The sequence below is a fragment of the Seonamhaeicola sp. genome (genome assembly GCF_028281565.1).
In the GTDB taxonomy this organism is placed as follows: Bacteria; Bacteroidota; Bacteroidia; order Flavobacteriales; family Flavobacteriaceae; genus Seonamhaeicola.
Genome location: NZ_JANQJQ010000030.1, coordinates 363,925 through 378,724 on the forward strand (window position 1 = coordinate 363,925; position 14,800 = coordinate 378,724).

Consider the following 14,800-nt stretch of genomic DNA (forward strand, 5'->3'; position numbering starts at 1 on the left):
ACTGCCAACTGATTTCTGCTTACTTTTTAATTTTGTCTATCTTTAAATTGGCCATTTCAATGGGCGGTTTTGCCAGTTTATTCATGAGCTCCGGGGTTTTATTGTACAGCAACTGAATGATCCTGTGTGGCGCAAAGACATACTTTTGCCTGAAAACGGCATCCCATCGTTGTAATATCTGCTTATTAAAAAAACTCCCTTCTTTAAACTCACTTTTCGATCGTACTTCATCTATTTTAAGCGATAGTGCATAAGCCTCTACAGGAATTTCTTTTTTACTGATACCTTTTAAAATAGCATGTGTTAAGTCGTTTTCATCTTTGGCAAACATGTTATGCAATGGGCCCAGATCAATACGTTTTATAAGCTTTGGTGATACTTTTTCCAGCTTTCTGTCAATACCATAGGCCATGGTATCTAAATTCATTTTCCTGTCAGCCGTATGTTTTAAGACCTCATATATATCATTCTTATAATCGTTTATTCTACTACCATCATAGTTGAAATACATAAAACATACAAACGGGCGATTACTTGCCACATCATAAAAACTCCAGCTGGTTAGCAGGTCTGCATCAACATCTTCCGGGGCATTGACTATCTTGCCCTGTACAAACCGATTGAATATATACTGCTTATTTACCGAAGAATAATACACTATGGACGCCGCCTGAAATAGTTTACTACGCTTAATAGGTTCCTTTTTTCGCATTAAAGTGTCCAGAAACTCTTCCTGTAGCACACTTACCGGAGTCAGTTTTCCCAAATAGTCATCACGCAATTCCAAATCGTTGAACAAATACCGAAACTCCAGATAGTTTGGAAATCCGGACTCTGTTAAGTCCACCTTCATATTATCCTCTTCATCATACATGTATTTAACACGCATGGCCTCAATGGAATACAATAACAAATCGCAATATTGCTTAAACATATTGAGCTCCTGATTATTAATAATCTTTTGCCTTTGTACTGCCACAATGAGCTCTTTGAATACAAAATCTACCATCTTATGATAAAAAATGTAATGCTCTTTAGAGTCTAAAATGGCTGAGTCTAATGGTGTGGTAATATGATTAATTGACATTAATTAAATGTTCAGTTACAGTGTTATGTATGTAGTTTGTTACTAATACACAAATGTTTTTTTATTTTGGCGTTCCCCTAACACCTACAAGGTTAGCAAAACCTTGCAGGATCGGGTCAGGCTTTCGGCAGTCGCTTCCCAATGGGTATTGGGAGAGCTTCAACAAATACCTCAATCCTTAACGCAGATGGATTGTCACGGCAGTGCGGTTATTAACTTAAAAGATCGTCTTCTCCGGCATCCGGTTTTGGCTCCCCTTCAGGGGCATCACCTTCGCCAGAAGGTTTACTGGCATCTGCTTTATAATAATCTTCAAACAGTTCTTTCATATCAATGCCATAACGTTCTGCAAAATTCTTCTGGATGTCAATATCTTTGGCCCGAATTTCCTGTAAGGCCTCGGCATAACTGCTGTATACGCCTTGCATAACTTTTTCATGGACCGGAATATTGTCCATCATATCCTGACGTGCCTTGGCACTGGCCGTATGCATAGCAGCAAGGGTTTCTCCAATATGCTCATCGGTCTTAACTCCCAAATGTTCCAGAATAGCAGCAAACTCCTGATCTGTACGGGCTTTTAAAGCCACTACGTAACCATCATAGTATTTCAATCTTTCTTCGGTATCAGACTTTAATTTAGCACGATGTGTTTGTAAATTGCTGCGTAACGAGGTCAATACTTTTATGGTTAGGTTATGCTTATGCACGAAACTGTCTTTACTGGCAGCAAGTGTAGTATAGGCATTCTTAAGTCCTTCCAGTTCTTCAACCTTTTGTTCCAGTTCCGTAACCTTACCAATGGCTTGTGCATAGTCTGCCGACTGCTTATCGGCAATATCTTCCAATTCTTGTCTGGCTTGCTTTAATAAGGCATATTGCTCTTCAAGCCTGGCCTCTACTTCTTTCTTTTTCTCTAAGGCCTTAGTATGATTCTTGGTAGCTTCTACAATAGCATCTTGCAACTTATCCTCTACTTCTTTGATCTCAAGTTCACGGTTTTTTAAACGCGTTACCGCCGCCTGGCTTTTATAAGATAATTCACTTAATAAGGTTTGTACATCGGCGCTCTCAATACGTGCCTGGAACATAGCTTTCGCCTTGTTATCTGCAGCTGCTCTGACTTTTTCGGCTGCTTTTAGCTCGTCTTGCGCTTTTTTGATCTTGCTTTTACGCCCCCAAAGGTTGTTCCACCAGGTATCCGTTTTACTTTCGGCATCTTCAAGTTCAACTCTGGCACGTTCCAACGCTTTTTGAGCATCATCAATAACTTTTTGCTCAGTAGCATTTAATGAAGAAAATTTTTCGAATAAAATACCAACTTCGTCCTGATAATCGGTTAAATCTTTAATAGCATCCAGAAGTGTGGTTCTGTCCTTTTCAGCCATATTTACTACATCATCTAATGTAGCATTTAATATCTTTTGGCGTACTTCAGGGTCGTCCTCCTGAGCTAGTTTAGATTTCATAGTGTCAATGGCTTTTCCCCAATTAACATCTACTTTTTCGGTTTTCTCATTTGAATTGGTTTCTAATAAATCGAAATCATCAGACATAGTCGGTTTAGTATTTAAGTTGAACAATTTTACGGACAAGCAATTTCGTTAAAAAAGATGACTTTTAAAATATAAATCGCTTCAATTTATCTGTATTTAATATTATCAAATTGTTACACTTTCGAATATTTTCGACGAAATGCATATCAGACTGGTAAGATTTTACTTTCCTTTCAATGAACTAAAACCACTGAATTTAAAGAAATTATAGATTCTTTTGATGGAATTTTTTAACAAAATTTGTTCATATCCTTTTCATTTTTAATTGTTTAGTCCTTTAATTAGTGCTATATTTGGTAAGCTATTAACCCGATTAAGCTTATTATGTCACTTAACCTGTCATATTTTCTTCTAACCAGTGAATACACCATACTCACCGTTCTAATTGTAGTGGTTATTTTTTTCGCGCTACTTTTAATTTTGGGTATTAGAAAATCATATAAGCTTAAAAAGGAAAATGAACGCCTGAATAAAATAAGCGAGGAAATGGCCAAGAAAAAAGAGGAATACAAAGACTTTACGGAAGGCCATATGTATCAATAAAAAAATGCTCATTTAAATGAGCATTTTCTTTTTAACATTTTATCTAACAAGCTTTTTATATTTTATTCGTTTCGGCATGATATCACCACCAAGGCGTTTCTTTTTGTTTTCTTCGTATTCCGTAAAACTACCTTCAAAGAAATAAACCTGCGAGTCCCCTTCAAAAGCTAAAATGTGGGTACAGATCCTATCTAAAAACCATCGGTCGTGACTAATGACCACCGCACACCCCGCAAAGTTTTCCAAACCTTCCTCAAGTGCTCTTAACGTATTGACATCAAGGTCGTTAGTGGGCTCATCTAAAAGTAACACATTACCTTCTTCCTTTAGTGTCATGGCTAAATGCAAACGGTTTCTTTCACCTCCTGAAAGCAGGTTTACTTTTTTATTTTGTTCGCTGCCGGAAAAATTAAATCGGCTTAAATAAGCACGGGAATTTACCTGCTTTCCACCCATCATGACCAACTCTTGTTCATCACTAAAATTCTGCCAAATGGTTTTTTCCGGATCTATATTTGAATGACTCTGATCCACATAGGCAATTTTGGCGGTATCACCTACCTTAAACTCACCTTTATCCGGAGTTTCTTCACCCATTATCATTCTGAATATGGTAGTTTTACCGGCTCCGTTAGGCCCGATAACACCAACTATTCCGGCTTGTGGCAAATTGAAGCTTAGAGCTTCATACAGCAACTTATCATCATAGCCCTTACTTACGCCAACTGCTTCTATGACATTAGTGCCTAATCGCGGACCGTTTGGAATATAAATCTCTAGTTTTTCATCCAGTTGCTTCTGATCCTGACTTAATAGCCTGTCGTAGTTCTTTAAACGTGCTTTTTGCTTGGTTTGACGTCCTTTAGCGCCTTGTCGCACCCATTCCAACTCACGTTCCAACGTTTTTTGGCGCTTTGAAGCCGCTTTGCCTTCCTGGGCGAGGCGTTTAGACTTCTGATCTAACCAGGACGAATAATTTCCTTTCCAGGGAATGCCTTCCCCCCTGTCTAACTCTAATATCCATCCGGCCACATTATCTAAGAAGTATCTATCGTGCGTAACAGCTATGACAGTTCCTTTATATTGTGCCAAATGATGTTCTAACCAATGTACGGATTCTGCATCTAAATGGTTGGTAGGCTCATCTAATAACAATACATCCGGCTCCTGAAGTAATAATCTGCACAGAGCCACACGACGCCGTTCACCTCCGGAAAGCACCCCAATTTTCTTATCGCCATCAGGGGTTCTTAAAGCATCCATGGCAATTTCAAGTTTGGTATCCAATTCCCAGGCATTAGCAGCATCAATCTGGTCCTGAAGTTCGGCCTGCCGGTTCATAAGCTTCTCCATTTTGTCCGGATCACTATACACTTCCTCCAAACCAAACATGTCGTTTATCTTATTGTACTCATCAAGAATGGCAACCGTTTCGGCTGCGCCTTCCCGGACCACTTCCATAACCGTTTTTTCATCGTCTAACAAGGGCTCCTGTTCCAAATACCCCACGGAATAATCAGAAGAAAACACCACATCACCCTGATAGTTTTTATCAACTCCGGCAATTATTTTTAACAACGTGGACTTACCGGAACCATTCAGACCTAAAATCCCTATTTTGGCCCCGTAGAAAAAACTGAGATATATATTTTTTAAAACCGGCGTATTAGCGCTTTGAAACGTTTTGGTAACACCGGACATTGAGAAGATTATTTTTTTATCGTCGCTCATTTTTAAGTTTATTGGTGGTTAAGGCACTCTAAACCACATATGGTTAAAGGTGACCTCGAGAACACTCGATGCTTCGACTAAGCTCAGCACAGGCAAGCTCAGTGTGGCACCTTAGTCACCGGAATTTGTTATTTATACCCTTCCTTTTAATGCATTGAATACCCAGGCAATGGCAAAAAAACCAATACCTACAGAGGCAAATCCGTAACCAGCCACTTCTTCATATTTAAATGCACCCAATGCAATCAAACCAATCCCTACCAAAATCATTATCCACGTTGCCCAGGCTAACACCGTATTTTTATTCATTGCCATAATCAGTACTATTAATCATTAATAAGAAAAGCAAATATCGGAGTTTTAAATAAAAAAGCACCTAATTGCAGGTGCTTTTTCATTAATAACCTTTCTAACCGGACTAAACCATGGGAACTTCAATAATTATAACTTCGGCATGCGCATTAGCCAAAATTTCTATACTATCTGTGTCCCAGACACCTATGGCATCACGACTTTCTATTATATTCTTTGAAACTTCAAGGTTACCATCAACCGCAAATACGTAGAACCCATTGTTACTGTCCTTTTGAGCTAAAGAGACCGAATTACCGGCATCCAAAGTTGTTCTATAGATATAAGCTTGCTGACTGATCGGTAAGGCATCACCCTCTAATTTATCTTTGGGGGCTACAATAGTTTGCAATTTGTTTTTCTTATTTTCTGAATCAAACTTACGTTGCTCATAGTTTGGATCTACCCCTGTTTTTTCCGGAATGATCCATAACTGCAAAAAGTTTACCTCCTCTGTTCTACTATCATTGAATTCCGAATGTGTCAAACCCGTACCGGCACTCATAACCTGTACTTCGCCTACTTCAATGGCGCGTTTATTCCCCATACTGTCCTTATGTGAAAGGGCTCCTTTCAAAGGAATGGAAATGATCTCCATATTCTGGTGCGGATGCGTTCCAAATCCCATCCCGGGCTGTACCACATCATCATTTAGCACACGTAACATACCAAAATTCATACGTTCCGGATCTTGATATCCCGCAAAACTAAACGTATGATGCGATTTCAACCAGCCATGATCTGCAAATCCTCTGGTTTCTGCTTTGTGAATTATTGTTTTCATAGGCCTCCCTAAATCCCTCCAAAGGAGGGACTTCTTTTAATTAAACTTTGTTTTAATATTTTAATCTTATTGACTATTTACTTAATTTCCTCTCTTGTATGCTTTACAAGATTTTAAAAACCTTGAAGGATACTGAGTTCCCCCTTTGGGGGTTAGGGGGCTAAAAACCCCATTTTGCCCATCTGGTAATCTCTCATGGCTTCCAATAGTTCGGTTTGTGTATTCATTACATAAGGGCCATAAGTAGCGATAGGCTCATTAAACGGTTCCCCTGACAGGAATAGTAACTTACTGTCCTGATTGCCTTTAAGGCTAAAGCCGTCACCGTCCTGGTTGAACTGAATGAGTTGATTTTTATCGAGTTCCAAAACGTCCGAATCATTTATGGCAGTGCTACCATTTAAAAGATAAATAAGGGATTGATGCGATTTGGGAACTTCTACCTGAAACGCGCCACCTGCCTTTATATCAATCATAAAAGCATTGACAGGGGTTTGTGTTTTAATACGCCCGAATACGCCTTCAAGTGCTCCGGCTATAACACGAATTTCTACCTTATTGTCGGCCGATGTAACCACTCTGAAATCCTCGTGTTTCTCATGCTGGTAGTTAGCTTCCATCATCTTCTTCGCTGCCGGCAAATTCAACCATAACTGAATCCCCTCTAAAGTGCCACCTTTTTCAACAAATTCCTTTCTGGGGCCTTCGGCATGGATAATACCCCTTCCGGCTGTTGTCCATTGCACATCACCAGCTGTAACCACACTTTCATTCCCTAACGAATCCCGATGTAATTGTTCGCCCTGGATTAGAAATGTTATAGGCTCAAAACCCCGGTGTGGATGTGGTCCCAAATCAAACGGATTGCTATCCGCAGAAATCTCATAAGGTCCGTAATGGTGTAATAAGATAAACGGATCTATATTATCAATAGTTTTTGTTGGAATGGGCTGCCGCAACAAAATGGGCCCCATATTGACGAAATCACTTCGCCCTACTGTTTTTACTGTATTTAGGTTCATTTTAATTACATTTGCAATAGTTTCCATGGAAACTATTTGGTTAAAATTTTTATCTGATCTTGTCCAATAAATTAGATAACTGTTTCGCCTCGTCATCGGTAAGGTTTTCCAACAAATCGTCTTTAAAGTCTTTGTCAATAGCATCTAATAACTGTAAGCCTTTATCTGTGATCTCAATATGTACCACGCGCCTGTCTCCGGGACAAGGTAGCCTGTTGATCAGCTCTTTAGCACATAATTTATCCATCAATCGTGTCGCATTAGGCGCCCGTTCAATCATGCGTTCTTTAATGGTTTGCACCTTTATGGGTTCCCCCGCACCACGTAATATGCGTAAAATATTAAATTGTTGAGGTGATATGCCGAAAGGTTTAAAAAACTCATTCTGATGGCTATTGATCCAGTTTGCCGTATAAATAATATTTATTAAAGCTTTTACTTTATTATTTATGAAGGTTGAGTTTATGTCTTTTGAAATATCTCCCATCTTATCAGTGTTCAGTAAGCAGTCTTTAGCTCTTTTGTGATGCAATTACCCAATAATACAACTTTTTCTATCTTAATTATCCTTAATAACTGCCTACTGCTACTGTATACTGCTTACTTATTACAGTGCTTTTTGAAAAACTTCTATTTGTTCCAGTAATTTAGCATTTAATGCTTCATCACTGAGCTTTCCATCTGAAAAATTAGTTCCGAAGAACGGTAAACTGAACTCTGATACAATATTACCGCCCATATAAGGAAAACGATTCTTAGCAATTTCTAAAACACTGGCACCTCCCCTGCCTCCAGGCGATGCGGCCATAAGCAACATAGGTTTTTCTGCCCAAAGTTTTCCATTTATCCTGGACATCCAGTCAAAAATATTTTTAAACGCCGTTGAATAAGCACCATTATGTTCTGCCAGAGATAATACCACGCCATCAGCTGATTGAATCGCTTCCAAAAACCTGTTGGCATTCTCTGGAATACCATGTTCAACCTCATAATCGATACCGTATAAAGGCAATTCGTAATCATTTAAATCTAAAACGGTCAGATCCGTACCTTCAACTAATCCGGCAGCATAGGTCGCTAACTGTTTATTAATACTCTCTTTACTATTGCTTCCCGCAAAGGCTATAATTTTCTTCATTTATTTATTAATTCTTTTATTAAAAATATAGGATATGATTAAAAGGATAAAAGCCAGTAGTGCACCGCCCTGTTCACCATCTCCAATCATAAAGTGAGCAAAAAAGGCCAGAACAAACGCAAAAAAGAAACCGGCATAGGCCCATTCTTTTATGGCTTTGAAATTAGGATTCCAGATAGCAAATACCCCTAACAATTTAGCCACAGCATAAGGATAAATGATGTAAGTTGGATATCCAAAATTAGTAAACATGGCAGCAACATCCTCATGTTTAAAAAAGTACATGCTTACCGAAAACAACATTAATAAACTTAATAGTCCTGTTGCCACATAAAATATAATCTTATCTCTTTTCATCTTTTTACATTTTGATAGTACAAATATATAACAAATAAATTTATTTTCCAAGGAATATATTTCCATGTTATATAATTTTATGATTTTATTAAGAATCTCACTTCTGTTTTTAAAGAAATAACAACTTTTGTACTTTAGCATGAAACAATGACTACATGGATATAGACTTCAATAAAAACGAAGATTACAATAAACTTTTACTTTCAGAATTAAACCAAAGGCTTGCAAAAGTTAAACTGGGTGGTGGAAAATCCCGCATCGAAAAGCATCATGCCAAAGGCAAAATGACGGCCAGAGAACGTATTGATTATTTATTGGATGACACCTTGAAATCTATTGAAATTGCTGCTTTTGCCGGTGAAGACATGTATCCTGAACATGGCGGTTGTCCGTCCGGTGGTGTGGTAGTAAAAATGGGATATATTAAAGGTAAACAATGTATCGTAGTGGCTAATGATGCCACCGTTAAAGCAGGTGCCTGGTTTCCCATCACTGGAAAAAAGAATTTAAGGGCCCAGGAAATTGCTATTGAAAACAGATTGCCTATTATCTATTTAGTTGATTCGGCGGGTGTTTATTTGCCAATGCAGGATGAGATTTTCCCGGATAAGGAGCATTTCGGGCGTATCTTTAGAAACAATGCTGTGATGAGCAGTATGGGCATTACCCAAATAGCTGCGGTCATGGGGAGTTGTGTGGCAGGCGGAGCTTACTTACCCATTATGAGTGATGAAGCCCTCATTGTAGATAAAACCGGAAGTATCTTTTTAGCAGGAAGCTACCTGGTGAAAGCCGCTATAGGCGAAACTATCGATAACGAAACTTTAGGCGGTGCCACGACGCATTGTGAAATTTCCGGGGTAACCGATTATAAAGCCAAAGACGATAAAGATGCTTTGGATACTATTAAAAACATTATTGATAAGATTGGCGATTACGATAAAGCCGGATTCAATAGAGTTGAAGCAAAAAAGCCTAAAGAAAATCCCGAAGATATTTACGGTATTTTACCAAAGAGCCGAGCCGACCAGTACGACATGTATGAGATCATTAAACGCCTGGTTGACAACTCTGAATTTGATGAGTATAAAGCCGGCTACGGGCAAACCATTATCACGGCTTATGCACGCATAGACGGTTGGGCCGTTGGTATTGTCGCCAATCAACGGCAGATCGTAAAAACCAAAGGCGCCAAAACAAAACCCAGTGAAATGCAATTTGGTGGTGTTATTTATAATGACAGTGCCGATAAAGCTACTCGGTTTATAGCCAATTGCAATCAAAAGAAAATTCCACTCCTCTTTTTACAGGATGTCACCGGGTTTATGGTAGGTAGTAAAAGTGAGCATGGCGGTATTATAAAGGATGGTGCTAAAATGGTAAATGCAGTAAGTAACTCTGTTGTGCCAAAATTCACAGTAGTCATAGGAAACAGCTATGGTGCCGGCAATTATGCCATGTGCGGTAAAGCCTATGATCCCAGGTTGATCGTATCCTGGCCCAGTGCAGAACTAGCCGTTATGAGTGGAAATTCTGCTGCCAAAGTGTTACTGCAAATAGAAAAAGCGTCATTGGAAAAACAGGGTGAAAAAATTACCAAAGAAAAAGAAGAAGCCCTTTATAAAAAGATCAAGGATCGCTATGATAATCAGGTATCACCGTACTATGCAGCTGCCAGGATCTGGACCGATGCTATCATAGATCCATTAGACACCAGAAAATGGGTTAGTATGGGTATTGAAGCGGCTGATCATGCTCCTATTGAGAAACCGTTTAACCTGGGCGTCTTGCAGGTTTAGTTTCCGGTTCTTTTTATTTTTTCGTATCTTATGACTAGAAATCATCAACTTACAAGTCATGGGAACAATAAAAGTATTAAACAAATGGGCAAATAGGCATACCTATTTACCTCTTGATATTGTACGCATAGCCCTGGGCGTATTCCTTTTTATAAAGGGAATAGACTTTATGGGAAATAGCGCAATGCTGGCAGAACTTTTTAAGCCAATTCAGAATATGGCAGGCGGTATGATCATGATCCATTATGTAGCACCGGCACATTTTATAGGAGGCATGCTCATAGCCACCGGCTTATTAACCCGATGGGCTATTTTAGCGCAATTACCTATACTTATCGGCGCCATTGTTATAAATTTTGTTGGAGAAATGCATAGCACTAACCTAACCTTAGCCATTGTTACCTTATTAGTTTGTGGCTTTTTCCTGGTTTATGGTTCGGGAAAACGTTCGCTGGATTATTATTTTAAAATGCAGAAATAATAGTCAATATTGTTCTTCTTTTAGCTGGAAATTTCATGCTTTAGAAGTATCTTTGTGGTACTTCAAAAGCATGTTATAATGGATAACCTGGATGCAGCCAGACTGCAAATGGCTTTTACACTTATTTTCCACATCGTATTTGCCTGTATTGGTATGGTAATGCCCTTTTTTATGGTAGTCGCTCATAAAAAATGGCTCAATACAAAAAACCCCGTTTATTTAACATTAACAAAATCATGGCAAAAAGGTGTTGCCATTTTTTTTGTTACCGGTGCCGTATCGGGTACGGCCCTATCGTTTGAATTAGGATTGCTCTGGCCGGAATTTATGAAACACGCCGGCCCCATCATAGGTATGCCTTTTTCACTGGAAGGTGCTGCTTTTTTTGTTGAAGCCATAGCCCTGGGCTTTTATTTATACGGATGGAAAAAATTACCGGAGCAGTTTCATTGGTTTACCGGGGTGATCGTAGGTATAGCGGGTGTGGCATCCGGGATCTTAGTGGTTTCTGCCAATGGCTGGATGAATGCGCCTTCGGGGTTTGATTATGCCAATGGCGTGTTTACAAATATTGACCCTATTAAAGCCTTGCTAAATCCTGCATGGTTTACCCAGGCTTTGCATATGACATTAGCAGCCTTTACGGCTACCGGCTTTGCCGTAGCCGGGATCCATGCCTTTCAAATCTATAAAAAAAGGCAGGTGGAATTACATAAGAAAGCGTTTAAAATAGCCATAACATTCGGTGCTGTTGCGGCTATTTTACAGCCTATAAGTGGTGACCTTTCTGCTAAAGATATAGCCAAAAGACAACCTGTTAAACTGGCGGCTATGGAAGCCCATTATCATACAACAAAAGGAACACCATTATATATAGGTGGCATTGTTGATAATGATAAACAGGAAGTTACCCATAAAATTGAAATACCAAAAGCACTGTCGTTTTTAGCTTTTGGAGATTTTAACGCCGAAGTAAAAGGTTTAAACGATTTTCCCGATGATGTAAAACCTAAAAATATAGCCATGGTGCATTATGCGTTTCAGGTCATGGTAGGACTCGGTACATTACTCATGGTTGCAGGCATCCTGTTTTTTATCAGTTTGAAAAAGCGGTCATGGTGGACCCATAAGCGCTATTGGTTGTTCTTCTTTTTACTGGCGCCTTTAGGCTTTGTGGCGTTGGAAGCCGGCTGGATAGTTACCGAAGTTGGCAGGCAGCCCTGGATCATTCATAACGTAATGAAAACCAAAGATGCCGTGACGCCTATGCCCGGTATTGTTTATAGTTTTTATATGTATTTAGTCCTGTATGGCACCTTGTCTATTGCCGTTACCTGGTTGATGATTAGACAAATAAAGTTCCTGAATAACTCCAATATCCATTAAATATGCTCTACGTTGTTTTATTCTTTTTAGCATTTTCATTATTACTTTATGTACTGTTGGCCGGAGCTGATTTTGGAGCAGGGATCGTTGAGCTTCTGTCCTCCAAACAAAACAGGACTGTTACCAAAAAAACGGTTTACAGAGTGATCGGCCCTGTTTGGGAAGCCAACCACATATGGATCATCATTGTGGTGGTTATTCTATGGGTAGGCTTTCCGGGGTTTTATAACATTCTTGTTGTGTATCTACACATTCCGTTAACGTTGATTTTATTAGGGATCACCTTAAGAGGTGTGGCTTTTGTTTTCAGGCATTACGACGTTTATAAAGACAAAACACAAGTGCTATATGATTGGATGTTTAGAGTTTCCAGCTTATTAACACCCATATTTTTAGGAATCACTTTTAGCGGCTTGATTTCGGGGAAATTAAGGGTAACCGAAAATTTAGAAACAGCCAGTTTTTATACGGCTTATATAGGGTCCTGGTTTAACGTATTTTCATTGAGTATCGGACTCTTTTTTGCTGGGATTTGTGCTTTTTTAGCCAGTATTCTATTGATTGGAGAGGCCGATAAAGAAGAAAGAAAACGGTATGTCAAAAAAGCAAGGATCACCACTATTACAGTGATACTATTAGGTTTTATGGTACTTTCCATTGGCTATTTACAGGAAAAAACCTTTGTATTGAACTTCGTTAAAAGCCCATACAGTATCGTATTAATTGTGCTTTCTGCTTTAATCATCCTGCCTCTTTTAAGAAGTATTAAGAATCAAAGCAGCATTAAAACCAGGACCCTGGCAGGTATACAGGTAGTTTTGATTTTACTGGCCGCTTTTGTGTCCCAATTTCCGGATTTAATAATTACGTCAGATAAAACCTTGAGTATACTGGATGCAGTTGCAACAAAGGAAGTCATTAAAGTGTTGGGAATAGCCCTGATCATTGGAGGTACCATAATACTCCCTGGCCTGTTTCACCTGTTAAAATCGTTTAAAATGATAAAGATTTTGGAATAAATAGCCACTACCAAAATGGTGGCTTTGATTAAACTCTAAAAGCATTTATAGTTTTGACTATTGTCTGCTTTTTGTTTTTCTTCCCTTTCCTGGTGACAAACATATCTTTTGATCATATCTTCATCTATACCTAAAGTATATGTATGAAATATTCTCGTTATCTGATATATTAATTGATAAGGAAACAATACCTGTAAACCCTTCCATGCCCTAATTCCCCCCAACGATTTATTAATGTCTTGTTAAACAAGGTTTAAGACATGTTCTATTTGTCAGTGATGCATACCTATAATGAAAAACAGCAGCCAACATTTCTGTTAACCACTGTTTTTCAAGTATTTAATTATAATTTTTGGGTTATGTCCTAATTTGGGACACTACCAACGCTTGGAACTTATCTCTGAACTATCAGATGAGAACAGGGCGTTTATATTTAATATGATTGATATGGCTTTAAGGGATTTTAAAACCAAAAAAGTCTATGCATAAAAAACCACTCCGAAGAGTGGATTGTTTTAAAGATGACACTGTCATTGAATTTGTGATACTCCTTAATCGTTAGATGTACTAATTAGTTTTTTTCTTATCACATATATAATTCCAATCATTGACACTATAATAAATAGCCAATACTTCCAATCAAATCCCATAAATTCTATTAAAGTCATATAATTATAATAGTATATCCCAACAATAAGAATGATTAAGTTATAACATCCGTGCAATAAAATGACTCCTTCTAATCGGTATTTCGTATAAAATATAGCCAAAACAATACCCAAAATGAATGCTTTTATGAACGGACCATAATTTATTTCAAGTGGATTAATATGACCTATTGCAAACAACAGACTCGAAAGAATAATTGAGATGATTAAATTGACGCGAGACTTTAAAATCCTAAAAATCAACCCTCTAAAAACTAACTCTTCAAGAACAGGAACAAGAATAATTGATGATACAGTATTGCTCCAAAATTTAATATTTATTGGAACTTCTCTTTTGGTATAGCTAAAATCTTTCTTAGAAAATATGTATTCAAAGTTTATAATAAAGTCGTTAAAAACTCTCAATAGTAAAGCTAACAGGATTACTAATAGAATATCTCTCAAATTAATTTTTATGTCATAAAGCTTTATTTTAATGCTTATAACCTTGTATGTTATCAAAGCCAATATTATCATTATTAGATAAGATATTGGCTTTGTTATTATTAATAGATTATAGTTTTCCTCAGGTAGCTTATTTATAGCTAATTTAATCAGACCAAAACTTAAGTAATATAAAATCAAATAATATATAATGGCTATTATTATGGATAATATTATTCCTTTACTTGATTTTTGCATTCATTACAACGTTTTGGATATTAATTTTGTCGTTTTTTAATTTCTCGTTTAATAGAATCAATACTCCTATTGGCTTTATTTTTTTTGTCAACAACGCACTTTGTTTCTCTTTCCAACGCATAAGTAATCCAGGTAACATTACCTTTATTACCTGTAAAAGTCCAAAGTTCATCCACTTCAAATTTACAGCCCAACTT

The 14,800-nt window shown here is 37.9% G+C and carries 15 protein-coding genes; 5 read left to right on the forward strand and 10 right to left on the reverse strand.

Annotated elements, in window-relative coordinates:
• Nucleotides 1-19: 19 nt before the first annotated feature.
• Nucleotides 20-1,087 (reverse strand): hypothetical protein, encoded by a 1,068-nt coding sequence (locus Q0983_RS14905; RefSeq protein WP_299554997.1) that lies wholly within the window; start codon nucleotides 1,085-1,087, stop codon nucleotides 20-22.
• A 212-nt stretch (nucleotides 1,088-1,299) separates the two neighbouring features.
• Nucleotides 1,300-2,643, reverse strand: a complete 1,344-nt coding sequence (locus Q0983_RS14910; protein WP_299555000.1) for a microtubule-binding protein — start codon at nucleotides 2,641-2,643, stop codon at nucleotides 1,300-1,302.
• Between the two features lie 324 nt (nucleotides 2,644-2,967).
• Here Q0983_RS14910 and Q0983_RS14915 point away from each other — a divergent pair, with 324 nt between their 5' ends.
• Entirely contained in the window at nucleotides 2,968-3,186 is a 219-nt protein-coding gene (locus tag Q0983_RS14915; protein WP_299555003.1) for an FtsL-like putative cell division protein, read from the forward strand.
• 39 nt (nucleotides 3,187-3,225) lie between these two features.
• On the opposite strand, the gene ettA is transcribed toward Q0983_RS14915, so the two are convergent.
• The 7 genes from ettA to Q0983_RS14950 form a co-directional block, all read right to left on the reverse strand.
• Nucleotides 3,226-4,917: an energy-dependent translational throttle protein EttA gene (gene ettA / locus Q0983_RS14920; RefSeq protein WP_299555006.1), complete on the reverse strand. Its 1,692-nt coding sequence runs from the start codon at nucleotides 4,915-4,917 to the stop codon at nucleotides 3,226-3,228.
• Between the two features lie 132 nt (nucleotides 4,918-5,049).
• The gene (locus Q0983_RS14925) at nucleotides 5,050-5,226 is read right to left on the reverse strand and encodes a CAL67264 family membrane protein (RefSeq protein ID WP_299555048.1); all 177 of its coding nucleotides are present in this window, start codon (nucleotides 5,224-5,226) and stop codon (nucleotides 5,050-5,052) included.
• A gap of 109 nt (nucleotides 5,227-5,335) precedes the next feature.
• Nucleotides 5,336-6,052, reverse strand: a complete 717-nt coding sequence (locus Q0983_RS14930; RefSeq protein WP_299555009.1) for a pirin family protein — start codon at nucleotides 6,050-6,052, stop codon at nucleotides 5,336-5,338.
• A 152-nt stretch (nucleotides 6,053-6,204) separates the two neighbouring features.
• On the reverse strand, nucleotides 6,205-7,101 hold the full coding sequence (locus tag Q0983_RS14935; protein WP_299555012.1) for a pirin family protein: 897 nt from the start codon (nucleotides 7,099-7,101) through the stop codon (nucleotides 6,205-6,207).
• A gap of 22 nt (nucleotides 7,102-7,123) precedes the next feature.
• The gene (locus Q0983_RS14940) at nucleotides 7,124-7,561 is read right to left on the reverse strand and encodes a MarR family transcriptional regulator (protein ID WP_299555015.1); all 438 of its coding nucleotides are present in this window, start codon (nucleotides 7,559-7,561) and stop codon (nucleotides 7,124-7,126) included.
• Nucleotides 7,562-7,681: 120 nt separating this feature from the next.
• A complete protein-coding gene (locus Q0983_RS14945) occupies nucleotides 7,682-8,212 on the reverse strand; it encodes an NAD(P)H-dependent oxidoreductase (RefSeq protein ID WP_299555018.1) in 531 nt (176 codons plus the stop codon).
• Nucleotides 8,213-8,569, reverse strand: a complete 357-nt coding sequence (locus tag Q0983_RS14950) for a DoxX family protein (RefSeq protein WP_299555021.1) — start codon at nucleotides 8,567-8,569, stop codon at nucleotides 8,213-8,215. It abuts the gene before it with no gap.
• 155 nt (nucleotides 8,570-8,724) lie between these two features.
• Here Q0983_RS14950 and Q0983_RS14955 point away from each other — a divergent pair, with 155 nt between their 5' ends.
• From Q0983_RS14955 to Q0983_RS14970, 4 genes are all read left to right on the forward strand, one after another.
• A complete protein-coding gene (locus Q0983_RS14955) occupies nucleotides 8,725-10,368 on the forward strand; it encodes a carboxyl transferase domain-containing protein (RefSeq protein WP_299555024.1) in 1,644 nt (547 codons plus the stop codon).
• A 58-nt stretch (nucleotides 10,369-10,426) separates the two neighbouring features.
• On the forward strand, nucleotides 10,427-10,849 hold the full coding sequence (locus Q0983_RS14960; RefSeq protein WP_299555027.1) for a DoxX family protein: 423 nt from the start codon (nucleotides 10,427-10,429) through the stop codon (nucleotides 10,847-10,849).
• Between the two features lie 78 nt (nucleotides 10,850-10,927).
• Nucleotides 10,928-12,235 carry a cytochrome ubiquinol oxidase subunit I gene (locus tag Q0983_RS14965; RefSeq protein ID WP_299555030.1) on the forward strand — a complete coding sequence of 436 codons (1,308 nt, stop codon included), beginning with the start codon at nucleotides 10,928-10,930 and terminating at the stop codon, nucleotides 12,233-12,235.
• A gap of 2 nt (nucleotides 12,236-12,237) precedes the next feature.
• On the forward strand, nucleotides 12,238-13,254 hold the full coding sequence (locus Q0983_RS14970; RefSeq protein WP_299555033.1) for a cytochrome d ubiquinol oxidase subunit II: 1,017 nt from the start codon (nucleotides 12,238-12,240) through the stop codon (nucleotides 13,252-13,254).
• 551 nt (nucleotides 13,255-13,805) lie between these two features.
• On the opposite strand, the gene Q0983_RS14975 is transcribed toward Q0983_RS14970, so the two are convergent.
• The gene (locus tag Q0983_RS14975) at nucleotides 13,806-14,603 is read right to left on the reverse strand and encodes a CPBP family intramembrane glutamic endopeptidase (protein WP_299555036.1); all 798 of its coding nucleotides are present in this window, start codon (nucleotides 14,601-14,603) and stop codon (nucleotides 13,806-13,808) included.
• Between the last annotated feature and the right edge of the window lie 197 nt (nucleotides 14,604-14,800).